Here is a 23,184-nt window from a genome sequence, read left to right as displayed (position 1 = left end):
CCAAAGCAAAAAGCTTTGGTTTTTCGACAAATGTATATATAAACTCGTTAAATCGTCATTTTTATAGTAATTCTTATAATCTAACCGTTTAAAAATTAAAATTCTTATTAAGTTTAGGCTTATAAATGAATCACTTCATCATAAGCATCTGCTACTGCTTCCATTACAGCCTCACTCATTGTTGGGTGTGGGTGAATTGTTTTTAAAACTTCATGCCCGGTAGTTTCTAACTTACGTCCTAAAACAGCTTCAGCAATCATATCTGTAACACCAGCACCAATCATGTGGCAACCTAACCACTCGCCATATTTGGCATCAAAAATTACTTTTACAAATCCATCTTTTGTACCAGCAGCACTTGCTTTACCAGATGCAGAAAATGGGAATTTACCAACTTTAATTTCGTAACCAGCCTCAATTGCTTTTTCTTCTGTCATACCAACAGATGCAATTTCTGGCGTTGCATATGTACAACCAGGTATATTACCATAATCTATGGTTTCTGTATGTAAACCAGCCAATTTCTCAACACAAGTAATTCCTTCTGCAGAAGCAACGTGTGCTAAAGCAGGTCCCGGAGTAACATCTCCAATAGCAAAATAACCAGGTATGTTAGTTTGGTAAAAATCGTTTACTAAAATTTTATCTCTATCAGTAATAATACCAACATCTTCTAATCCAATATTTTCAATGTTTGTTTTAATACCAACTGCAGATAATAAAATGTCTGCCTCTAATTTTTCTTCACCTTTTTTGGTTTTTACTGTAGCAACAACGCCATCACCAGAAGTATCAACAGATTCTACAGAAGAATTTGTCATTACTTTAATACCCGCTTTCTTAAAAGAACGCTCAAATTGTTTAGAAACATCTTTATCTTCTACAGGTACAATGTTAGGTTGAAACTCAACAACAGTAACATCAGTTCCCATTGTATTGTAAAAATGTGCAAACTCAACACCAATAGCACCAGAACCTACAATAATCATAGATTTTGGCTGACTAGGCAACGTCATGGCTTGTCTATAACCAATTACTTTTTTACCATCTTGAGGTAAATTTGGTAAAACTCTAGAACGTGCACCAGTTGCAATAATAATATTGTCTGCACTATATTCAGTTACAGTTCCATCTTCTGCAGTAACATCAACTTTTTTACCCGTTTTAATTTTACCAAAACCGTCTAAAATGTCAATTTTGTTCTTTTTCATTAAAAAAGCAACACCTTTGCTCATTCCGTCTGCAACACCACGACTTCTTTTTATTACGGCATCAAAATCTTTATCAATCGCCTCAGCTTTTAAACCATATTCATCAACATGCTTTAAATAATCATAAACCTGTGCAGATTTTAATAAGGCTTTTGTAGGTATACATCCCCAGTTAAGGCAAATTCCACCTAAAGATTCTTTCTCTACAATGGCAACTTTAAAGCCTAATTGAGATGCTCTGATTCCTGTAACATATCCTCCAGGACCACTTCCAATAATAATGATGTCGTATTTCATTCTATTTAATTTTCTTATTTTTTTATGGGCGTTTTAACGGGCTTTCACTACTCGCTTTTTTTATTCAGAAAAAGAATAAAAAAGAGCTCAAACAGACCGTTCAATCCCTAACGCACGCAAATTTACGAACTTTCTGTTTTTACAAAAAGCAGATTTCAATTTTTATTTTATTTATTCCTAATATTCAGAACAATACAAAACCAATTCCACATAACTAACAGCAGAGTAAAAGTCCCTTCCCTTTGGGAAGGTTAGGATGGGATTTACATTCGCTCAGGAACATCAATTCCCAACAACAAAAACGCTTGTTTTATAACATCAGCTACTTTTTTAGCCAATTGCACTCTAAATATTTTTTTATCTAAATCTTCTTCACCCAAAATAGACACATTCTGATAAAAAGAATTAAACTCCTTTACCAAATCATACGTATAATTGGCAATAACTGCTGGCGAATAATTAGCCGCTGCTTGCTGAATGGTTTCAGGAAATAGCTCCAATTGTTTCAACAATTCCTTTTCCTTTTCATGTAAATCTCTAGTAACAGGATTTGAATAGTCAAAATCTGCTTTTCTAATTATAGATTGTATTCTTGCGTATGTATATTGAATAAAAGGCCCAGTATTTCCTTGAAAATCTACAGAACTTTTTGGGTCGAATAAAATTCTCTTTTTAGGATCTACTTTTAAAATAAAATATTTTAAAGCACCCAAACCAATCGTTTTGTACAATTCTTCCTTTTCCTCTTCAGAATAGCCATCTAATTTGCCTAATTCTTCAGAAATTTCTTTGGCAGTAGTTGCCATTTCTACCATTAAATCATCAGCATCAACTACAGTTCCCTCTCTAGATTTCATTTTTCCAGAAGGTAAATCTACCATTCCATAACTTAAATGAAACAAGCTTTCTGCCCAAGAATATCCTAATTTTTTCAAGATTAAAAACAATACTTTAAAGTGATAATCTTGCTCATTACCAACTGTATACACCATTCCACCAACATCTGGTAAATCTTTGGCTCTTTGTATGGCTGTACCAATATCTTGTGTCATATACACTGCAGTTCCATCAGAACGTAAAACTAGTTTTTCATCTAAACCATCTTCAGTTAAATCGCACCAAACAGAACCGTCTTCTTTTTTGTAGAAAACACCAGATTCTAAACCTTCGTCTATAATGTCTTTTCCTAATAAATAGGTATTGCTTTCGTAATATAGATTGTCAAAATCTACGCCTAAGTTTTTGTAAGTTACATCAAAACCAGCGTAAACCCAAGCATTCATGGTTTTCCAAAGTTTTACTACTGCTGCATCTCCAGCTTCCCATTTTAAAAGCATTTGTTGTGCTTCTAAAAATAAAGGCGCTTCTTTTTTAGCCTCATCTTCAGTTTTACCTTGGGCAACTAAGTCGCTAATTTCTTTTTTATATTCTTGGTCGAACTTTACATAATAATTCCCAACCAATTTATCTCCTTTTAAACCAGTAGATTCAGGTGTTTCTCCATTTCCAAACTTTTCCCAAGCCAACATCGATTTACAAATGTGGATTCCTCTATCATTTATAATCTGTGTTTTGTACACTTTTTTACCTGATGCTTTTATAATTTCTGCAACAGAATAGCCCAACAAATTATTTCTAACATGGCCTAAATGCAAAGGTTTGTTGGTGTTAGGTGAGGAATATTCTACCAAAACCGCTTTCTCATCCGCCTTTGGCGAATTAAAACCAAACACGGCATCTGTGTAAATACTGTTGAAAAAGTTAGTGTAAAAACTGTCTTCTATAACCAAGTTTAAAAATCCTTTTACCACATTAAAATTGGTAATTTCTGTAACATTTTCTACTAAATATTGCCCTAAATCTTCACCTATTTGTACAGGATTTCCTTTTTTGTAACGCAATAAAGGAAAAACAACAACAGTTATGTCTCCTTCAAATTCTTTTCTAGTGGCTTGAAATTCTACAGACGGAATTTCAATATTATATAATGCTAAAAACCCTTCTTTTACTTTGGTTTCTATAGTATTTTGAATGTTCATTGGTTCTTGAAAATTGAGATGCAAAACTAACATTTTTATTTATTTAAATGGGTAGTTTTTAGCATGTTTCAAAAAGTTTATTTTGTTTTTCTTGTAAAATTAAAAACAAACCCTATCTTTGTGTCATAGTTAAATAGTACACTAATACATTATTTATGATTGCAATTGAAAATATATCTTTTGGTTACACCAAAAAAAAGTTTTTGTTTAAAGACTTTAATTTTACCCAAGAATCGGGAAATATTATAGGTTTATTGGGCGAAAATGGTGCAGGAAAATCAACTTTATTAAAAATTATTTCGGGTTTACTCAATGTAAAACAAGGAAATATTTTAGTTAACAACGCAAAACCTATAAAGCGTGAACCCGATTTTTTATCGGATATTTTTTTGGTAGACGATACGCCATTTTTACCAGCACTTACCATAAAAACTTACTTAAATATTTATGGTGCTTTGTATAAAAATTTCGATTTTGAGAAGATGCAGAAATTGTTAACCGATTTTCAGTTGACTGAAAATCAGAAATTACAGAAAATTTCTCATGGACAACAAAAAAAGTTCATTATCGCTTTTGCACTGTCTACCAATTGTAAATTGTTGTTGTTAGATGAACCAACAAACGGATTAGATATTCCTTCCAAAAAAATATTTAGAAAAGTTTTAATAGAATCTGTAGCTGAAAATCAAACTGTAATTATTTCTACACATCAGGTAAAAGATGTAGAAAATGTAATTGATAAAATTGTACAAATTGCAGATGGTAAAATAGTTTTTGAACAAGAAATCTTTAAAATCACAGAAAAATATCAGTTTCAAACGGTAAGTTCTATTGCCAATTTAGAAAATGTAAAATATTACGAGAAAAATCCTTTTGGCTACAAAGTAATTGTACCTGTTGCAGGCAATGAGGAAACTGAAATTGATATCGAATTATTGTTTAATGCGATTGCGAATAAAGCAGAAATAAATTTATAAATGATGAACTTAAAAAAATATTTTAGTGTCCAAAGATTTTATCAATATTTAAAATACGATTTGGTTTTAAACGGCAAAACCTATCTTTTTACCTTAATTGGTTTGTGTATTGTATTGTTTGTTGTTGATTTATTTAATTTATTTAATTTATTTGACTTTTATGATAAATCAAAATATCAAGTGGTACCTTTTGCTTCAAAGGAATACAATGTAAATATTAGCTTTTTTAAAAAAGACTATCTACCTGTATTTATGGTTTGTTTGTTAATTGGTTTATTAATTAGCGGTGGTACTGCGTTTTCTGCTTTAAGAAACAGCAAAAATAGTGCTACTTATTTGCTTTTACCAGTTTCTAATTTAGAAAAATATTTAGTTCAATTTTTATTGAGAATAGTGGCTTTTACCTTGCTCTATTTTGTGCTGTTTTGGTTGATTTTTAAAAGCGCTTATTTGTTTTTTGAGTTTTTTGAACCGCTTTCTAACACCATTAAAAACTATGATATTTTAGATCCTCTGTTTATTTATCAAAAATATCCTTACATTTTTGAGGTAGATTATTTTGAATATTTCATGTTTATTACCATATTTTTATTTGTAGCAATATTTTCTTTTGCGGGAGCAAGTTTTTACAAAAAATATGCACTTTTTAAAACTATTTTTACGTTTGCCATACTTGCATTTACTGTCTTTTTACTTTTGGTAGGTTTTTCTCATTTATTTTATACACATGGAGAAAATGATTTTTTTCAAATAAAATGTATGACTTATGATTTATCCAAAGATTTTTCAAATAAAGATTTTTACCTTCTAACACTTTTTTCTGGCTTCAGTTTATTGCTTTTACCATTGGCTTATTTTAACTTAAAAGAAAGGGAGGTTTAATTATGGAATTTAAATCAAACAGAGGAATTTATTTACAAATAGCAGATAATTTGTGCAACAAAATATTGGCAGGTACTTTAAAGCCAAATGAGCGTGTATTGTCTGTTAGAGATTTGGCAGTTGCTTTAGAAGTAAACAGAAACACAGTTATGCGCAGTTATGCGTATTTACAAGATGAAGGAATTTTTGAAAACAAACGTGGTGTTGGCTATTTTGTATCTGAAATTGCTATTGAAAAAATAAGAGCCAATGAAAAAGAACACTTTTTTGAGAACGATTTGCCTTTGTTAATTCAGAAAGTAAAACTCTTAAAATTAAACACCACAGATTTACAAAACTTAATACAAGAAATACAAAAAAATAATTAAATGAAAACGTCTAGATACATACACCTTATTATGTTGGTATTTATTTTTGGTGCAACATTAACGTTGTTTATAAATGCGAAAAATCACAAAGAAAAATTGTATGAAAAACCTAAATATACTTACCAACAAAAAAAACTACCCTTATTTTCTGTAATTGTTGTTAATGAAAACGCAAAAATTAGTCTGTATAAGAATAAATTTAATATGGTTAGTTGTTCTGCTAAGAATAATAAAATAATACCTGAAGACTTTAGTTTAAACAATTTTTCAGTGAGAAACGATACACTTTTCGTAAAAGAAACTAATCAGGATTATAGTATATATATTTCTGCAGAAAAAGTGAAAACGATAATTGGTTTAGAGAACTCAAAAATTGATTTAAAAGGCTTTTATTCAGATAGTTTACGTATAAATCTAACAAAAAGTAAATTAACGGGTTCTATAAAAGCAGATTCTATAAAATCTTTTTCTTTATCGGCACAAAAACAATCTTACGTTAGATTAAATAAAAATGTTAGAGTAATTACAATAAATAATCAAACTAAAAAGAAAACATATACAAGAGATAATGCTCATTTGAATAACGTAGATATTAATTTGAAAGATAAATCGAAACTTTGGATGCCAAAACCTAAGAATTTAACGATTCAAACAGATAGTTTAAGTATTTATAATTTAATAAATTAAAACAATATAAATTTAATATCCCTTTTTTAGACTAAATTATTAAAGCATTTAAAAGCCAACTGACCCAATTAACATTATTTGAGTCAGTTTATTGACTGTATTTACATTAATACAGTCAGTTTAAATGTTTTCAATCATTTTTTAGTTAAACTTTTTTTCATTTTAAATATTGTAATTTTGCACCATGGAAAAACAGTTACAAGAACTTCCGAAGAAAGCACAAGACGCTAAGAAAGAAAATTTGAAATATTTTTCGAATCTAAAGCGAAGAACACCTAAAAACTTAGATTATGTAATGCAAGAATTGCATACAGAAGAATTTAAAAAAACAGACTGTTTGGCCTGTGGAAATTGCTGTAAAACAACTTCGCCAATTTTTACAGAAAAAGATATTGAGCGTATTGCCAAACATTTAAAAATGAAGGTAGTTGATTTTAAAAATCAATATATAGAACTAGATTCAGATGATTTTTTAGTTTTAAAAACAGCACCTTGTTCTTTTTTAGATGAAACAGACAATACTTGTTTTATTTATGATGTTAGGCCAAAAGCTTGTGCAGAATATCCACATACAGATCGTAGAAAATTTATTCAGCTTACAGATTTAACCGTGCAAAACACCTTTGTTTGTCCTGCAACTTACAATATTATAGAAGCTTTAAAACAACGTATTCCTATGGAATCTCGTAAAAAAATAAGAAGATAGTATTTTTAAAATCAGCAATATATGTTTCTTTAGCGTCTTATTAAATTTTTACTATTTTAGTAAAAATTTATTTTATGGAAACCATATTTAATTATTTCGAGACGATTCCTTCTTCACATAGAAGTCTTATTTTAGTTGGAGGAATTACTTTTTTTTGGTTTTTAGAAGGTGCAATTCCGTTATTTAAGTTTGATTATAAAAAGTGGAAACATGCTGGGCCAAATCTATTTTTTACCCTAACTACAATTATTATAAATTTTACTTTAGCGTTTTTATTATTAAAAACTGCAGATTGGGTGCAAGCCAATAATTTTGGTTTCATTAATTGGTTGCCAGAAATGCCACTTTGGTTATATGTAATTTTAGGCCTGCTTTTATTAGATTTTTTTGGTGCATATTTGGCGCATTATGTAGAGCACAAAATCCCAAAATTATGGATGGTACATTTGGTGCATCATTCAGACCATAAAGTAGATACAACAACAGCAAATAGGCATCACCCAATAGAAAGTATTATTCGTTTTGCTTTTACTTTATTAGGTGTTTTTGTGGTGGGCACACCAATTGCAATTGTTTTTATGTATCAATCTTTGTCTTTAATATTTACACAGTTTACGCATGCAAATATTAGAATTTCGCCAAAAGTAGATAAAATATTAAGTTATTTTATTATTTCTCCAGACATGCACAAAGTTCATCATCATTACAAACTGCCTTACACAGATTCTAATTATGGTAATATTTTTTCTATTTGGGATAGAATTTTTGGCACTTACATGGAATTAGACAGAGAAAAAATTATGTATGGTGTAGATACTTTTCCAGATGAAGAAAAAAATTCTACTTTAAAAGAATTGTTAAAGCAACCTTTCCAAGGATATAAAAAACCAACTGGTTTAGAGGAAGTTTGATTTTTCTATTATTCCTCCTTCCGTAGGAATGACAAATCACTTTCTTTCTAAGAATGTAAAACTTATTTATAGATCAAATATTTTTCTCTAATTTTCTTAAAACTTTCCAAATCTTTTTCCCAACTTTTTCTAATTTCTTCTGCAGATAAACCTTGCTCTATTTGTTTTTGTAAAGTTGTGTTTCCTGTATGAATGGTAAAAGTAACACCGAAGAATTTTTCTGTTTTTGGTGTTTTTTGATAAGCATCAATTAAAAAAGAGATATCAATTTTAGATAAATGTGGCGTTTCAATTAAATTTACACCATAACATAATTTGTTTTGATGTTTTGGGTATTTAGCGCCAAAATTTGCTTTTGGAGTATAACTAAAATCACTTTTAGCAAAAAATGGAGCACCATATTTTTGAAACTGAAATTCTGTTCCACGTCCTGCATTTATAGTAGTTCCTTCAAAAAAACCAAGGCTAGGGTATAGGTTTATACTTTTGTCATTGGGTAAATTAGGTGAAGGTCTTATAGGTAAATGATATTTAGAATTATGCGTATAATTTTCTAAAGGAATCACTTTTAAATCACATTGAATTCCGTTTTTAAGCCATTTTTCTCCATTTATCATTTGTCCATATTCGCCAATTGTCATTCCGTAAACCACAGGTACAGGATGTTTACCCACAAAACTGCTATGTTTCATTTCTAAAGTTGGGCCATCAACATAATGTCCATTTGGGTTAGGTCTGTCCAATAGAATAACAGAAATTCCGTTTTCTGCACAAGCTTCCATTACAAAATGTAAAGTAGAAATATAAGTGTAAAAACGCACACCAACATCTTGAATATCAAAAACTACAATATCAATTCCTTTTAATTGTTCTTTTGTTGGCTTTTTGTTTTTGCCATATAAAGAAATTATGGGCAAACCAGTTTTAGTATCAAAACCATCTTTTACCAATTCTGCAGCATCTGCTTTTCCTCTAAAACCATGTTCTGGAGAAAACACTTTTTCTACAGATATATTTAAAGATAATAAACTGTCAACCAAATGTATATTTGGATAAGAGACTTTTTCTAATCCTTTTTCATTTGTTTCTGGATCTACCCAAAAAACAGAATCTCTTTTCTTATAAATTACAGAAGTTTGATTGGCAACCACAGCTACGTTTTTACCTTTCAATAAATTCAAATACAAATCAGTTTTTGCTGCACCTGTTATTATAATGCTATCTTTTTTTAGACGCAGCACTTTTAATTCAGAACTTTTAACTCGTTTTGCACAAGAAATCAACTGAAAATTGAACAAAAGAAATAAGAATAAATATGTACTTTTGATGTGAATAAATTTTATCATTAATTTGAATTACGAGTTATTTATAGCCAAACGCATTATTGCTGGCAAAAAGTATAAAAGTAGCATATCCTCACCAATAATAAAAATTGCAACTACAGCAATTACTTTGGGTATAATTATTATGCTAATTGCTGTGGCAACTGCTAGTGGTTCGCAATTAAAAATTCGTGATAAAATGGCCGCTTTTAAAGGGCATGTGCAAATTTTAAATTACGATAATAATAACTCAGACGTTTCTACAACTCCTATAAGTAAAACACAAGATTTTTATCCGGAATTTAAAAATATTTCTGGCGTTAAAAACGTACAAATTTATGCCAATAAAGGTGGTATTTTAAGAACTAAAACTAATTTTGAAGGTATTGTTTTTAAAGGTGTTTCTACAGATTATGATTGGTCTTTGTTTAAAGAATATATTATTAAGGGGAAGTTGCCAGATTTTAGTTTACCTAGAACAAAAGGTATTTTGCTTTCTGAAACTATTGCCAATCGTTTACAATTAAAATTAAACGATACCATAAATGCTACATTTTTAAAAACTACAAACAGTAAATTACCATCTACCAGAAAATATACAATTGTTGGTATTTACAACTCTGGTTTTGCGCAGTTTGATAAAAATATGATGATTGGTGATATTAGAGAAGTGCAAAAATTAAATAAATGGACAGAAAATCAAGTTGGTGGTTTTGAGGTAGTTTTAGATGATTTTGATGATATTAAAGCAAAAGGAGAGGAGATTTATGGTGAAATTGGAGCAACTTTAAATGCAAAATCTATTCTAGATTTATACCCAACTGTTTTTGATTGGATCAAATTATTTGACAATAACGTTTGGTTTATAATTGCAATAATGATTTTAATTGCTGGTATTAACATGATAACTGCATTACTTGTGTTAATTTTAGAACGCGTGCAAATGATTGGCATTTTAAAAGCCTTGGGGAGTAATAATTCTAGCATTAGAAAAGTATTTTTATACAATGCGTCATATTTAATTTTAAAAGGACTTTTCTGGGGAAATATTATTGGTTTGTCAATTATTGCGATTCAGTATTTTTTTGAAATTATTACCTTAAATCCAGAAACTTATTATGTCTCTGTAATGCCAGTACATATTTCTGTTTGGGCAATTTTAGCATTAAATATTGGTACTTTAGTGCTTTGTTTTTTAATGTTGATTATCCCTTCTTACATAATCACTAAAATAAATCCGGCAAAATCTATAAAATTTGCGTAGCAGTTTATTCTTTTAAAACCCAAGAAAAATGTTTTTCGGTTAAGCTTTGTTTCTCTTTTTCTATATGATTTTTAAATGCTTTTGCCACTGTAGATAGATTTTTGGTTTTTAACCAGATTAAATTCCAATTGGTTTCTAAGGGTAAGGTTTTAATATCTAATATTTGCAATTCACCTGTTTGTAATTCGTTTTTAATACCAATAATGGGCATAATAGAAATACCTAAACCTGCAATAACAGCTTGTTTTAAAGCCTCATTAGAAGTAAGTTCCATTTTCTTTTTAATTTTTACTTTGTGTTTTACTAAAAAACGTTCCATAGCCAAACGCGTAGCAGAACCTTGCTCTCTAAATATAAATATATTTTCGTTTAGGTTTTTAATTGCCAAACTATTTTTAGATGTTTTAAAATCTTTATTAGCAACAAAATAAAGCTTGTTTTTCATTAACTCTATATTGTGTGTTTTTAGTTTTTTAGGAATGGTAGAAACCATTGCAAAATCACATTGGTTGTTTTCTAAACTTCTAATTACAGACATTTTATTGGTAACATCCATAGTTAGATCTACGCTCTCATTTTGCTGAATAAAATCTGCTAAAAAAAAGGGCATTACATATTTTGCTGTAGAAACAATAGCTATTTTTAGTTTACCTGCCAATTCACCTTCAAAAAATGCCGATTTGTAATTAATAGCATCTACCTGCTCTAAAATTTTTGCGGCAGTCTCAGAAATTTCCTCACCAAATTCTGTAATGTATAATTTTCTGCCAACTACTTCAAACAAAGGTAAATTAAACTGGTCTTGAAAGTTTTTTAACTGAATAGAAACTGCGGGTTGTGTTAAAAAGAGCTGTTCAGAGGCTTTAGTAACGCTTTTAACTTCTGCTATTTTTCTAAAAATTTCTAATTGATGTAAAGTATAATTCATAAATAAATTTAATGTACTACATAATAAATATAAATAAAAATATATAAAATAATAGGTATTTCTTTGTCAAAAATTTTAAAACAAATTAATTACATCTATTTTCCAAAAATTAACACATGGATTTACATTATTTAGTAGACAATTTAACAAACCCAGCTTTATTATTCTTCTTTTTAGGTTTAATTGCCGTAAACTTAAAAAGCGATTTAAAAATTCCAGAAAACTCCTCTAAATTTATTTCTTTATACCTTTTATTGGCCATTGGTTTTAAAGGTGGTCAAGAATTGGCGCATAGTGAAATTACATCAGAAATTATTGGTTCTCTATTTTTTGGAATCTTATTAGCTTTAGTAGTACCTATTTATTGTTACTTTATTTTACGCATAAAATTAAGTGTAGAAAATTCTGGGGCAATTGCATCAGCCTATGGTTCTGTAAGTGCTGTTACTTTTGTAACAACTATCTCTTTTTTAGAACTTTCTAATATACCTTTTGGTGGGCATATGGTTGCAGTTATGGCCTTGATGGAAGCTCCGTCTATTATTGTAGGTGTTTTATTAATTGCTATAAATAATAAAAACAAAAAAGATAAAATGTCTTTTAGTAAGGTTATTCATCATTCTTTAACCAATGGTTCTGTAGTGTTAATTATTGGTAGTTTATTTGTTGGGTATTTTACAAACGATTTACAAGCAGCAGGTATTAAACCCTTTACCACAGATATTTTTAAAGGGTTTTTAGCAGTTTTCTTATTAGATATGGGAATAACTAGTGGTGGTAAATTAAAAGCATTAATTAAAAAAGGTTGGTTTACACTCTCTTTTGCTATTATAATTCCGTTAATAAATGGTTGTTTGGTAGCTATTATTAGTGGCTTGTTTATGGAGGAAGTGGGGAATAGATTATTAATGGCAATACTTGCGGCAAGTGCTTCTTACATTGCAGTGCCAGCTGCTATGAAACTAGCTGCACCAAAAGCAAACCCAGGTTTATATATACCAATGGCGTTGGCAATTACTTTTCCGTTTAATATTACTTTAGGGATGCCTTTGTATTTAATGATTATAGAATCTTTCTAAAATATTTTGGGCGTTCTCAAGCAGAAAAAGCTTGGGCGCGCTTGAGTTTATATTGAGCCAAGTCGAAATACACTCGCTTCCCGCAAAAAAAAGCGGGAGAGCTCAGACAGACCGTTCAATCGCTAACGCAGAAATTCTAGTAACTTTAGGCAAAACCATTAGCTGTTAGACTTTCTGCGTTAGTGATTGCAATGGCATCCTTTTTATTGCCAATTTCATTTTGTATCTTTAAAAACAATTCGCTTTTTGGTAGCAAAACTATAGTTTAAAAAAGCAATATTAATAAAAAGATATAATGGAAAGCACGACCACGCTTTTTCTGCGTGGGAACGCCCAAAAAATAATTTATATTTGTAATAGAATTTAAAGAAATGAATTACGCAGAAAATATATTAGAAACTATTGGCAACACACCAATGGTAAAATTAAACACTTTAACTAAAGAATTGCCATGTTTGGTTTTGTCTAAATACGAAACTTTTAACCCAGGAAACTCTGTAAAAGATAGAATGGCGTTGCAAATGATAGAAGATGCAGAAGCAGATGGCCGTTTAAAACCTGGTGGCACAATTATAGAAGGAACTTCTGGAAACACAGGAATGGGATTGGCTTTGGCAGCTATTGTAAAAGGCTACAAATGTATTTTTGTAATGGCAGACAAGCAGTCTAAAGAAAAAATAGATATTTTACGTGCAGTTGGTGCAGAAGTAGTGGTTTGCCCAACAAATGTAGAGCCAGATGATGCACGTTCTTATTACTCGGTTTCTAAACGTTTGGGAGAAGAAACACCAAATTCTTGGTATGTAAATCAGTATGACAACCCTAGTAATTGTAAAGCGCATTTTTTAAGTACAGGACCAGAAATTTGGGAACAAACAGAAGGAAAAGTTACGCATTTTGTAGTTGGAGTAGGCACAGGAGGAACCATTTCTGGCGTTGGAAGTTACTTAAAAATGAAAGCCAAACAAGAAGGTAAAACCATAAAAGTTTGGGGAATTGATACCTATGGTTCTGTTTTTAAAAAATACCACGAAACTGGTATTTTTGATGAAAATGAAATTTATCCTTACATAACAGAGGGAATTGGAGAAGACATTTTACCAAAAAATGTAAATTTTGGAGTAATAGATGGTTTTACAAAAGTAACCGATAAAGATGCTGCCATTTACACACAACGTTTGGCAAAAGAGGAAGGTATGTTTTTAGGAAATTCTGCTGGAGCTGCTGTAAAAGGTTTGTTGCAATTAAAAGAACACTTTACAAAAGATGATGTTGTGGTGGTTTTATTTCACGATCATGGAAGTAGGTATGTTGGTAAAATGTTTAATAACGATTGGATGCGTGATAGAGGTTTTGTAGAAGAAGATATTAAAACAGCAGCAGATTTGGTAGAAAACCATAGTGATAAACCTTTATTGGCTGTACAAACCGAAGAATTGGTTTCGCATGCAATAGAACGCATGAAAAGTTTAAAAATATCTCAATTGCCAGTAAAAGATGTAAATGGTTTTGTAGGTTCTTTAGATGAATCTGTGTTAATTCATCATTTTATGAATGATAAGCATATTGCAGATAAACCTATTAAAGATATTATGGGCAAACCATATCCTGTAGTTTCCAAAACAGCTAAATTAGAAGAAATTTCTAAATTGATAAGCATAGAAAATCAGGCAGTTTTAGTAGATTTAGAAGATGGGAACCACCAAATTATTACAAAGTATGATATAATTAGTGCTATTTAATTTACAAGTAATATTAAAGATAAACAGCGATTATTTGTTGTTAAATAAAAAACCATCTCTTTCGAGATGGTTTTTTTAACTAACTAATTCAAATAATTTACACAATGAAAACAGTTTACTAGGTTGCTTTCGTTTATTCAAATACAAACTGCGTGCCAAAGTGTACATAAATAAAAACGATTCTCTTTTGAGAATCGTTTTTATTTATTTAATATACGCTTACAGCGTGAATTTTTTTGGAAGAGTTCCCTATAATTCAAGAGTATTTCTCTCCTTTGGAGAGATTAAGAGAGGCCTTTTATAAATCTTGTGCATGTTTATGTGCCTTGTAAGAAGAACGCACTAAAGCACCACTTTCTACAAACATAAAGCCCATTTCTAGTCCTAAGGTTTCATATTTTTTAAATTGATCTGGAGTTATAAATTCCTTTACAGGTAAATGCATTTTGGTAGGTTGTAAATATTGCCCAATGGTAATTATATCGCAATTTACTGCACGTAAATCTTTCATGGTTTGTATAACTTCCTCTTCTTTTTCACCTAAACCTAACATTAAACCAGTTTTGGTTCGCATTCCGTTTTCCTTTAGATATTTTAAAACACCCAAACTTCTATCGTATTTTGCTTGAATACGTACTTCTCTGGTTAACCTTCTTACAGTTTCCATATTATGAGAAACAACTTCTGGATGCACTTCTATAATTCTGTCTATTTGCTTTGTATTTCCTTGAAAATCTGGAATTAAAGTTTCTAGTGTAGTTTTAGGGTTTGCTCTACGAATTGCATCTACAGTTTCTGCCCAAATAATAGAGCCACCATCTTTTAAATCGTCTCTATCTACAGAAGTTATAACAGCATGTTTAATGCCCATTATTTTAATAGAACGAGCTACTTTTTCAGGTTCATCCCATTCTACAGTGTCTGGTCTTCCCGTTTTTACACCACAAAAGCCACAAGAACGTGTACAAATATTCCCTAAAATCATAAAGGTAGCAGTTCCTTCTCCCCAACATTCGCCCATGTTTGGACAACTACCACTAGTACAAATGGTATTTAGTTTGTATTTATCTACTAAACCTCTAAGTTCTGTGTATTTTTTACCAACGGGTAGTTTTACACGAAGCCATTTTGGTTTTTTAGGTCTTTCTGGTAGTATTACAGATTCTACAGCCATATTGCTCTTTAATTTTTATACTTACAAAGATACAAAGGAAAGTTTAATATACATGTTAAAAAGTACCAAAGAGTCCTGCTTTAAAATGTTCCCAATCAGAAAAAATAGTTTTAAAAATGATAAAGAAAATAAAAGCAATAAAAATTTTTAATATTTTTCCATTTTTTTCTCTTTGTTGCTTTTTGAGTATTTTATTTTTGAAATCACAGCTAATTTTTTCGTAAATATTATATATTTTACAAATTCAATAAAAACCAAACACTAAATCCTAATAAAAAAAGAATGCCAACAATGCTTAAAATTTTTAAGTAGATATTTGGTTGATATTCTTTAGGTGTATGTTTGCCTGTAATTAAAACAAAATTTAAAATAGCGTAAAAAGGTGCAGTTAAAAAAGATAAAATAGTTGCTATTTTTACGAGTAAACCCATATCTGCTAAAAAGAAATTTAAAATAACAAAAGTTCCTAGAAATAGAAAAACAATCCAAAACCAATAACCAAATTTTAGCTTTTTATGAAATAGTAGCTTTGTTGTTCTATTCATTGTTCTAGGGGAAGCATCTAAAGTAGTTATTGTAGTGCTAAACATAGTGGTAAATGCTGCTATAGCAATAAATATAGACGAAAATTCCCCCAGGTTTTTTGTATAAAGGTTTATAAGTTGTTGTGCAAAGACGGTACCTTTATTAGAAAAAGATTCGCCAGATTTATACATTACTAAAGCACCTAAAAGCACAAAACAAATGCCCAAAAATAAGGCTCCAATATAACCAATATTAAAATCTGTAATAGCGTCTTTGGTTTTTGTTTTAACTATTGTTGTTTTGTCTTTTTCTACAGACCAAATAGAGTGCCAAATAGAAACATCTAAAGGAGCTGGCATCCAACCTAAAAAGGCTATTAAAAAGGTGATTTCTACCGTGCCAGAAGGTATTATTTGAGTAACATCAAAAGCTTGTTTGTTACTAAATAATGCCACTAAAACAGCTATAATTGTGCTAATAGTTAAAATAACAATAATGTATTTCATTACATTATCTAGTAATTTGTATTTACCAATTACTAAGAACATTAAGCTTACAAACATTAAAATTGTAGCCCAAATAACTAAATTATTTGCACTACCAAAAGCACCAAAAAGTTGTGTTGCCAAACCTGCAGTAACAATGGTAACAGCAGCTTGTATGGTAAACATGGTAGCAAAATTTAGAACATAATATACTATTAAAACACTTTTACCTAGTTTTTTATAACCGTCTAATAAAGTTTCGCCAGTAGCAGTTGCATAACGTGGCCCAAATTGAAAAAAAGGATATTTAAAAATATGGACTAAAAGTAACGCCCACAATAAACCAAAACCAAACTCTGCACCTGCTTTTGTAGATTGTACCAAATGAGATACGCCAATTGCTGCTCCAGCAAATAATAAACCTGGACCTAAAGATTGGAGTATGGATTTTTTCATTATAACAAGTTGGGTTAGTGCTTATCGTTTTTTTTAATAATTTCTGAAAGTAATTTTTTAGCACGAAGTAATTTTACTTTAACATTATTCATAGGTTCATTAATTTCTTCTGCAATTTCTTTATAGCTTAACTCTTGAAAATAACGCAATTGAATAACTTCTTGGTACTTTGGTTTTAGTTTTTTAATATCTCTTAGCAATTTTGCTAAGTTTTGTTCTCTAATTATTTTGTCTTCAGGTGTTGGGTTTTCGTCAGGTATTAATAGTACTTTTTCCTCTTGTTCTTTGCTTGTCTCAAAAGCAATGGAACTCTTTTTTTTACGTAACAAATCAATATGTACATTTTTAGAAATGGCAATTAACCAAGTTTTAAAAGCGTATTTTTCGTCAAAAGTATTTATTTTATCAAAAGCCTTAGAAAATGTTTGTATGGTAATATCTTCTGTTTCATTTTCACTTCCAGTTCTTTTAAGCTGATAGCCATAAACAGTTCCCCAAAAAGAGTTCAGTAAAAAACGAAACGCAACTTGATTACCGTTTTTAGCTTTTACAATGTTTTCTTGTAACTTTTTTTTGTCTATTTCCAATGATTGGGCTTTGAAGTCAAATTAATGCTAAAGATACTAAAATGAAAGAATATTAAACCAATTTCTAAAAATGGTAAAAAGTAAATAATTTGAGTTTCTTTTAGCTTTTTTGCAGCAAAACCTATTACTAAAAACTGTATTAAGTAATATACAATTACTAGTGGTAAAATTATTTGCCAAGAACAGAGAAAAAACAATAAAATAGCTAATATTATAAACAACGCTTTACTGCTAAAAAATAAGCCAAGTAATAGCTTGTGTTCGGTTTTATAATGTGGTGCTGTAGAAATATGCCTTCTTTTTTGCTGAAACCAATCTGTAAAAGATTTTGGTGCTAAGGATTCTGTAAAACTATTTTCGTGCAAGCAAATAGTTGTATTTTCTTTGTTAGCTGCATCTTGTATAAATAAATCATCATCACCAGATTTTATTTTAATGTGATTTATAAAACCTTTTACTTTAAAAAAATCGGTTTTTGTATAGGCTAAATTTCTGCCAACACCCATGTAAGGATTTCCTAATTTTGCATAACTAAAGTATTGCACAGCAGTTAATAAGGTTTCGTATCTCACAAAAAGGTTAACCCAGCCTTTGGCTTTTTTATATTTTCCATAGCCTAAAATAATGGATTTTTTGTCAGAAAATTTAGCACTCATCTCTGAAATCCAATATTTAGAAACAGGTTTACAATCTGCATCTGTAAACAACAAATGCTCATAAGATGCCGTTTTAATACCTAAAGTAAGCGCATATTTTTTATTTCCCCAAAAGGCTTCTGTATTTTCAACATTTATAAGTTTAATCTTTGGGTGGCTATTCTTAAAACCTTGCATTACTGATGCAGTATTATCAGAAGAGGCGTCGTTAATTAAAACAATTTCATAATTGTTGTAGTGCTGATTAAGTATAGATGGAATAAATTTTTTAAGATTATTTGCTTCATTTTTGGCACAAATAATTACAGAGATAGGTAGCTCTAGGTGTTCCTTTTTTTCTTTTTTATTAGAAAATAAAAAAGAAGTAAAAGTAAGGTAATAAATTATTTGAACGCCTGCAACTACTACAAAACTGTAGAAAAGTACAGATAAAATCATTTAAGAAAAACTATTAATTATGTTGTGGCTCTGAGCAAGTAGCGTATTCTTCTGGTGTTTTACCACAAAAACCACAATTTTCTCCATCTTTATTTAACATTGGGTTCTGACTTGCACAAGTACCGGCAAATTTACCGTCTTTTTTTGCCCAAAGTTTTATTGCAATTCCTGCAACACCTAAACCTAATAAACCTAAAGTAAGTAGTAATAATTTCATAATTAATAATTCTAGCACAAAGATACAATTTCTAAGTTTTAAGATTAAAAAATTATCTTAAAATTATAGCAAACATTTACTCTAGCAGATTACGTTTACTTCAATTTCTAGGGTAATATTAAATTGATCTAAAATTGTAGCTTGTATTTTTTTGGCAAGTTGATAAATTTCTGTTCCTGTAGCATTACCATAATTTACTAAAACTAAGGCTTGTTTTTCATGCACACCATAATTGCCAAAGCGTTTTCCTTTAAAACCAGCCTGTTCAATCAACCAACCAGCAGGAACTTTAATAGCTGTGGCTGAAACAGGATAACTTGGTATGTTTGGATATTCTTTTTGAATTTCTAAAAAAAGCGATTTTGTAATGACAGGGTTTTTAAAAAAACTACCGCTATTTCCTATTTCTTTTGGGTCTGGTAGTTTAGATTTTCTAATGGCAATAACTGCGTTAGAAATATCTTTTAAAGTAGGATTTTTACTATTTTTTGAAGACAGTTCACTTTCTATTGCACCATAAGAAGTGTTTAAGTTGTGGTTACGCTTAGTTAATTTAAAACTAACTGAGGTAATTATATATTTGCCTTTTTCTTCATTTTTAAAAATTGAATTTCTATAACCAAATTGGCATTCTTTATTAGAAAAGGTTACCAATTTACCGGTTTTAATAGCTATAGCTTCTACTTTTGTAATAGTATCTTTAACTTCTACACCATAAGCACCAATATTTTGTATTGGGCAAGTACCAACATTGCCAGGTATTAAAGATAGATTTTCTATTCCACCATAATTATTAGCAACACACCATAACACAAAATCGTGCCAATTTTCGCCAGCATTTACAGTTAAAAAGACGTCATCTTTATTTTCATTGTCAATAGAAATTCCTTTAACATCTATATGTACTACTAATTTTTCAATGTCTTTGGTAAGTAGCATATTGCTTCCACCAGAAATTAAAAAAAGGTCTTTCTCTATTTGCAAAAGCTGTTGTAAATTATAAACAGCATTTATGCTTACAAATCGTTTGGCAAATACTTCTATGCCAAAAGTGTTGTAATTTTTTAAAGATATGTTTTGTTGAATTTTCAATTAACCTTTGTATTGTTGTAAAGCTTCCTTTAAAATTAAAGCAGATTTTATAAGTTCTTCTTTATTTAAAACATAAGCCATTCTTATCTGGTTTTTTCCTTCTCCTTGGGTAGAATAAAAACCACTTGCAGGAGCTACCATAACTGTTTCGTTATTATGATTAAAATCCTCTAAGAGCCATTGTGCAAAATGGTCTGTGTCTTTTACGGGTAATTCTGCTACACAATAAAAAGCTCCTTTTGGCTTGGCAACTTTTATACCGTCAATTTTTTCTAATTCGTTAATTAAAGTATCACGTCTTTCTACATATTCATTTATAACATCATCAAAATAAGATTGTGGTGTGTCTAAAGCGGCTTCACTTGCCATTAACGCATAAGTTGGCGGACTTAATCTTGCTTGTGCAAATTTTACAGCAGTGTTTCTAAACGAATCATTTTTAGATACAATACAACCAATTCTTGCACCACACATGCTGTATCTTTTAGAGACAGAATCTATAACAATTGCATTATCCTCTAAACCATCAACAGATAAAACTGATTTGTGTTGCAAACCATTATAGGCAAATTCTCTGTAGACTTCATCTGCAATTAAATATAAATCATGTTTTAAAACAATGGCTTTTAGTTTTTCTAATTCTTCTTCAGAATATAAATAACCTGTTGGGTTTCCTGGGTTACAAATTAAAATTGCTTTGGTGTTACTTGTAATTAATTTTTCAAAATCTTCAATTTTTGGTAATGCAAAATTATCTTCAATTTTAGAAATTACAGGCACTACTTTTACACCAGATGCTGTAGAAAAGCCATTATAATTGGCATAAAAAGGCTCTGGAATTATAATTTCGTCTCCAGGATCTGTAATACTACCAATGGTAAACAGTAATGCTTCTGAACCACCCGTGGTTACCACTATATTATCTGCAGAAACGTTTATATTATTTTTTACATAATACTTTGCCAACTTTGTTCTGTAAATTTCAGATCCTTCAGAGCGGGCGTAAGATAATGTTTCTATGTTATTATTTTTTACGGCATCTAAAGCAACTTTTGGTGTTTTAATGTCTGGCTGACCAATGTTTAAGTGAAAAACATGTACTCCTCTTTTTTTAGCATCTTCTGCAAAAGGAACTAGTTTTCTTATTGGAGATTCTGGCATTAATAGCCCTTTTTGTGATATAGTTGGCATAAAATGAGTATTTTTTATTTCGCAACAAAGTTCCGAAAATAATTTTAGTTTTGGTGGTATTATTCTAAATCTTTAAAGGTTAAAGTTTTGTAAAAGAGAAAATAATTAAAAGCAATAGTCGTACTTTTATTTGTTATAATACACCAAAACAATTGAATAAAAAACAACTGCTTATTTTCTTGCTATTTTTTTGTATTTGTCTGCAAATATCTGCTCAAAATAGTTTTAATTTTTTAAATGAAAAGAATGCTAAAGAAACCGTTTCTTTCAAGTTGATTAATAACTTAATTGTTATTCCCTTAGAAATTAATGGTAAAAAATTGTCTTTTATTTTAGATTCTGGCGTAAACAAAACCATAATTTTTGATTTAGCTCAAAATGATAGCATTGCCTTACTAAATACAGAAAAAATTGAACTAAGAGGTTTAGGTACTGGAGAAGCTGTAGATGCAATTCTTTCTACTAAAAATATATTAAAACTTAAAGGTATTGTAAGTTATAATGAAGCTGTTTATGTTATTTTAAAAGATTATTTTGATTTATCTAGCAAAATGGGAGTTACCATTCATGGTATTATTGGCTACAATTTATTAAGAGATTTTGTGGTGAAAATTAATTATAAATCTAAAAAGTTAACATTTTATAGTTCCAAAGATTATCAACTAAAAAAATGTAGAAAATGTGAAATTTTACGCTTACAAATGCATAGGAAAAAGCCATATATAAATGTAGATGTGCAGTTAGATACTATTGGCACCAAATTAACTAAGGTAAAAATGCTAATTGATTCTGGTGGTAGTGATGCTTTGTGGCTTTTTGAACACAGTAAACCAAATATAAAAACACCAATACTATTTTTTAAAGATATTTTGGGTGAAGGTTTAAGTGGTACTATTTATGGAAATAGAAGTAGAATACCAAAATTAAAAGTTGGTAATTTTACGCTTTTAAAACCAACAATTTCTTTTTTAGATACTGTTACCAGTAAAAATGCAAGAAGTTTTAAAGCTAGAAATGGCAGTATTGGAGGTAATATTTTAAAGCGTTTTAAGATTTGGTTAGATTATAGAAATCAAAAAATAATGCTAAAAAAGAATGGTTCTTTTACTAAAGGGTTTAACTATAATATGAGCGGTTTAGAAGTTGTGTATAATGGTAAACAATTGGTAAAAGAAAGAAAATACCAAGCAGCCTCAAATGGCTACGGAACTGAAGGAAAAGGCAAGAATGATAGAATCTCTTTAATTACAAGGTATACCTTTAACTTTAAGTCTTCTTATAAAGTAAAAACAGTGCTTAGAGGTTCTCCAGGACATAAAGCTGGAGTGCAGCCTGGTGATATTATACTAAAAATTAATGGCACCAACACTTACGATTTAAAATTAACAGAAATTGTTGGTAAGTTTCAACAAAGAAACAACAAAAAGATAAAACTTTTAATAGACAGAAATGGAGCGTATGAAAAAGTAAGTTTTCGTTTAGAAAAAAGAATTTAATTATCAGAAAGCATACTTTTCTCTTTCTCTAATGTAATTTCTTTATTTACAAAACCTCTTATTTTTATCATTTTTCTAGGCTGTTTTGCATTAGACATAATTGTTATTTGCTTAGAAAAACCGCCAATTCTATTGGTATCGTAAGAAACTTTAATTTCTCCTTTTTCTCCTGGCATTATTGGTTCTTCTGGCTTTTTAGGCACAGTACAACCACAAGAAGATTTTATACTTGTAATTACTAAAGGAGCATCACCTATGTTTGTAAAAACAAAAGTTCTTTGACCATCTGCGCCTTTTGCTATTTTACCATAATTTATGGTTTCTTTTTCAAACTTAAATTCTTGTGCATTTACAGTAAACGAAATTAAAAAAAGTACTAACAGTGTGCTTAAAATCTTCATAAGACTAAATATTTGGTGTAAAAATAATGTTATTTATTTGTTTTAAAAAATCA

Annotated in this window: 22 protein-coding genes; 10 read left to right on the top strand and 12 right to left on the bottom strand. The window is 29.8% G+C overall.

Features of this window, described 5'->3' with window-relative positions; translation table 11 throughout:
- Positions 1–119: 119 nt before the first annotated feature.
- Both lpdA and argS read right to left on the bottom strand, forming a co-directional pair.
- A complete protein-coding gene (gene lpdA, locus Q0684_RS06170) occupies positions 120–1,508 on the bottom strand; it encodes a dihydrolipoyl dehydrogenase (protein WP_299013859.1) in 1,389 nt (462 codons plus the stop codon).
- A 263-nt stretch (positions 1,509–1,771) separates the two neighbouring features.
- Entirely contained in the window at positions 1,772–3,547 is a 1,776-nt protein-coding gene (gene argS, locus Q0684_RS06165) for an arginine--tRNA ligase (protein WP_299013857.1), read from the bottom strand.
- 155 nt (positions 3,548–3,702) lie between these two features.
- Between argS and Q0684_RS06160 the strand changes: the two genes are divergently transcribed.
- The 6 genes from Q0684_RS06160 to Q0684_RS06135 all read left to right on the top strand — a co-directional run bounded on the left by Q0684_RS06160 (position 3,703) and on the right by Q0684_RS06135 (position 8,078).
- Positions 3,703–4,524: an ABC transporter ATP-binding protein gene (locus tag Q0684_RS06160; RefSeq protein WP_299013855.1), complete on the top strand. Its 822-nt coding sequence runs from the start codon at positions 3,703–3,705 to the stop codon at positions 4,522–4,524.
- Positions 4,525–5,406: a hypothetical protein gene (locus Q0684_RS06155; protein ID WP_299013853.1), complete on the top strand. Its 882-nt coding sequence runs from the start codon at positions 4,525–4,527 to the stop codon at positions 5,404–5,406.
- A 2-nt stretch (positions 5,407–5,408) separates the two neighbouring features.
- A complete protein-coding gene (locus Q0684_RS06150) occupies positions 5,409–5,774 on the top strand; it encodes a GntR family transcriptional regulator (RefSeq protein WP_299013852.1) in 366 nt (121 codons plus the stop codon).
- Positions 5,775–6,461: a hypothetical protein gene (locus Q0684_RS06145; protein ID WP_299013834.1), complete on the top strand. Its 687-nt coding sequence runs from the start codon at positions 5,775–5,777 to the stop codon at positions 6,459–6,461.
- 184 nt (positions 6,462–6,645) lie between these two features.
- Entirely contained in the window at positions 6,646–7,167 is a 522-nt protein-coding gene (locus Q0684_RS06140; RefSeq protein WP_299013831.1) for a YkgJ family cysteine cluster protein, read from the top strand.
- 74 nt (positions 7,168–7,241) lie between these two features.
- Complete coding sequence (locus Q0684_RS06135; protein ID WP_299013829.1) at positions 7,242–8,078, top strand: sterol desaturase family protein; 837 nt, start codon at positions 7,242–7,244, stop codon at positions 8,076–8,078.
- Between the two features lie 62 nt (positions 8,079–8,140).
- Here the strand turns inward: Q0684_RS06135 and Q0684_RS06130 are convergent, their stop codons facing one another.
- Positions 8,141–9,424 carry a DUF1343 domain-containing protein gene (locus Q0684_RS06130; protein WP_299013826.1) on the bottom strand — a complete coding sequence of 428 codons (1,284 nt, stop codon included), beginning with the start codon at positions 9,422–9,424 and terminating at the stop codon, positions 8,141–8,143.
- Between the two features lie 4 nt (positions 9,425–9,428).
- On the opposite strand from Q0684_RS06130, the gene Q0684_RS06125 reads away from it, so the two are divergent.
- Positions 9,429–10,664: an FtsX-like permease family protein gene (locus Q0684_RS06125; protein WP_299013820.1), complete on the top strand. Its 1,236-nt coding sequence runs from the start codon at positions 9,429–9,431 to the stop codon at positions 10,662–10,664.
- Positions 10,665–10,668: 4 nt separating this feature from the next.
- Here Q0684_RS06125 and Q0684_RS06120 read toward each other — a convergent pair whose 3' ends face one another.
- Positions 10,669–11,592 (bottom strand): LysR family transcriptional regulator, encoded by a 924-nt coding sequence (locus Q0684_RS06120; protein ID WP_299013817.1) that lies wholly within the window; start codon positions 11,590–11,592, stop codon positions 10,669–10,671.
- A 116-nt stretch (positions 11,593–11,708) separates the two neighbouring features.
- Here Q0684_RS06120 and Q0684_RS06115 point away from each other — a divergent pair, with 116 nt between their 5' ends.
- Together Q0684_RS06115 and Q0684_RS06110 are read left to right on the top strand one after the other, a co-directional pair.
- Positions 11,709–12,671, top strand: coding sequence for a sodium-dependent bicarbonate transport family permease (locus Q0684_RS06115; RefSeq protein ID WP_299013814.1), 963 nt, complete (start codon positions 11,709–11,711; stop codon positions 12,669–12,671).
- Positions 12,672–13,042: 371 nt separating this feature from the next.
- Positions 13,043–14,413 (top strand): pyridoxal-phosphate dependent enzyme, encoded by a 1,371-nt coding sequence (locus Q0684_RS06110; RefSeq protein ID WP_299013812.1) that lies wholly within the window; start codon positions 13,043–13,045, stop codon positions 14,411–14,413.
- Positions 14,414–14,711: 298 nt separating this feature from the next.
- On the opposite strand, the gene lipA is transcribed toward Q0684_RS06110, so the two are convergent.
- The 7 genes from lipA to Q0684_RS06075 form a co-directional block, all read right to left on the bottom strand.
- Entirely contained in the window at positions 14,712–15,587 is an 876-nt protein-coding gene (gene lipA, locus Q0684_RS06105; RefSeq protein ID WP_299013809.1) for a lipoyl synthase, read from the bottom strand.
- Positions 15,588–15,823: 236 nt separating this feature from the next.
- On the bottom strand, positions 15,824–17,053 hold the full coding sequence (locus Q0684_RS06100; protein WP_299013806.1) for a divalent metal cation transporter: 1,230 nt from the start codon (positions 17,051–17,053) through the stop codon (positions 15,824–15,826).
- Positions 17,054–17,067: 14 nt separating this feature from the next.
- Positions 17,068–17,640 (bottom strand): sigma-70 family RNA polymerase sigma factor, encoded by a 573-nt coding sequence (locus Q0684_RS06095; protein ID WP_299013803.1) that lies wholly within the window; start codon positions 17,638–17,640, stop codon positions 17,068–17,070.
- On the bottom strand, positions 17,631–18,734 hold the full coding sequence (locus Q0684_RS06090; protein WP_299013799.1) for a glycosyltransferase: 1,104 nt from the start codon (positions 18,732–18,734) through the stop codon (positions 17,631–17,633). The genes Q0684_RS06095 and Q0684_RS06090 overlap by 10 nt, the downstream gene beginning before the upstream one ends.
- Before the next feature lie 13 nt (positions 18,735–18,747).
- Entirely contained in the window at positions 18,748–18,951 is a 204-nt protein-coding gene (locus tag Q0684_RS06085; RefSeq protein WP_299013796.1) for a membrane or secreted protein, read from the bottom strand.
- A gap of 81 nt (positions 18,952–19,032) precedes the next feature.
- On the bottom strand, positions 19,033–20,043 hold the full coding sequence (gene murB, locus Q0684_RS06080) for a UDP-N-acetylmuramate dehydrogenase (protein WP_299013793.1): 1,011 nt from the start codon (positions 20,041–20,043) through the stop codon (positions 19,033–19,035).
- Entirely contained in the window at positions 20,044–21,234 is a 1,191-nt protein-coding gene (locus Q0684_RS06075) for a pyridoxal phosphate-dependent aminotransferase (RefSeq protein ID WP_299013790.1), read from the bottom strand.
- A gap of 272 nt (positions 21,235–21,506) precedes the next feature.
- Here Q0684_RS06075 and Q0684_RS06070 point away from each other — a divergent pair, with 272 nt between their 5' ends.
- Positions 21,507–22,730, top strand: coding sequence for a PDZ domain-containing protein (locus Q0684_RS06070; protein ID WP_299013786.1), 1,224 nt, complete (start codon positions 21,507–21,509; stop codon positions 22,728–22,730).
- Here the strand turns inward: Q0684_RS06070 and Q0684_RS06065 are convergent.
- Complete coding sequence (locus tag Q0684_RS06065; protein WP_299013783.1) at positions 22,727–23,131, bottom strand: DUF1573 domain-containing protein; 405 nt, start codon at positions 23,129–23,131, stop codon at positions 22,727–22,729. The genes Q0684_RS06070 and Q0684_RS06065 overlap by 4 nt on opposite strands.
- Positions 23,132–23,184 lie beyond the last annotated feature (53 nt).

It is taken from the genome of uncultured Polaribacter sp., from assembly GCF_947503875.1.
In the GTDB taxonomy this organism is placed as follows: domain Bacteria; phylum Bacteroidota; class Bacteroidia; order Flavobacteriales; family Flavobacteriaceae; genus Polaribacter.
The sequence above is the reverse complement of the archived record's forward strand: the minus strand, read 5'-3'. Positions and strand labels throughout refer to the sequence as shown.

Coding starts and splice junctions, on each gene's coding strand:
- Q0684_RS06110 (WP_299013812.1), top strand. CDS start 13,043: ATGAATTACGCAGAAAATATATTAGAAACTATTGGCAACACACCAATG.
- Q0684_RS06115 (WP_299013814.1), top strand. CDS start 11,709: ATGGATTTACATTATTTAGTAGACAATTTAACAAACCCAGCTTTATTA.
- Q0684_RS06135 (WP_299013829.1), top strand. CDS start 7,242: ATGGAAACCATATTTAATTATTTCGAGACGATTCCTTCTTCACATAGA.
- Q0684_RS06150 (WP_299013852.1), top strand. CDS start 5,409: ATGGAATTTAAATCAAACAGAGGAATTTATTTACAAATAGCAGATAAT.
- Q0684_RS06120 (WP_299013817.1), bottom strand. CDS start 11,592: ATGAATTATACTTTACATCAATTAGAAATTTTTAGAAAAATAGCAGAA.
- Q0684_RS06160 (WP_299013855.1), top strand. CDS start 3,703: ATGATTGCAATTGAAAATATATCTTTTGGTTACACCAAAAAAAAGTTT.
- Q0684_RS06155 (WP_299013853.1), top strand. CDS start 4,525: ATGATGAACTTAAAAAAATATTTTAGTGTCCAAAGATTTTATCAATAT.
- Q0684_RS06090 (WP_299013799.1), bottom strand. CDS start 18,734: ATGATTTTATCTGTACTTTTCTACAGTTTTGTAGTAGTTGCAGGCGTT.
- Q0684_RS06065 (WP_299013783.1), bottom strand. CDS start 23,131: ATGAAGATTTTAAGCACACTGTTAGTACTTTTTTTAATTTCGTTTACT.
- argS (WP_299013857.1), bottom strand. CDS start 3,547: ATGAACATTCAAAATACTATAGAAACCAAAGTAAAAGAAGGGTTTTTA.
- Q0684_RS06085 (WP_299013796.1), bottom strand. CDS start 18,951: ATGAAATTATTACTACTTACTTTAGGTTTATTAGGTTTAGGTGTTGCA.
- Q0684_RS06145 (WP_299013834.1), top strand. CDS start 5,775: ATGAAAACGTCTAGATACATACACCTTATTATGTTGGTATTTATTTTT.
- Q0684_RS06140 (WP_299013831.1), top strand. CDS start 6,646: ATGGAAAAACAGTTACAAGAACTTCCGAAGAAAGCACAAGACGCTAAG.
- lipA (WP_299013809.1), bottom strand. CDS start 15,587: ATGGCTGTAGAATCTGTAATACTACCAGAAAGACCTAAAAAACCAAAA.
- Q0684_RS06075 (WP_299013790.1), bottom strand. CDS start 21,234: ATGCCAACTATATCACAAAAAGGGCTATTAATGCCAGAATCTCCAATA.
- lpdA (WP_299013859.1), bottom strand. CDS start 1,508: ATGAAATACGACATCATTATTATTGGAAGTGGTCCTGGAGGATATGTT.
- Q0684_RS06130 (WP_299013826.1), bottom strand. CDS start 9,424: ATGATAAAATTTATTCACATCAAAAGTACATATTTATTCTTATTTCTT.
- Q0684_RS06100 (WP_299013806.1), bottom strand. CDS start 17,053: ATGAAAAAATCCATACTCCAATCTTTAGGTCCAGGTTTATTATTTGCT.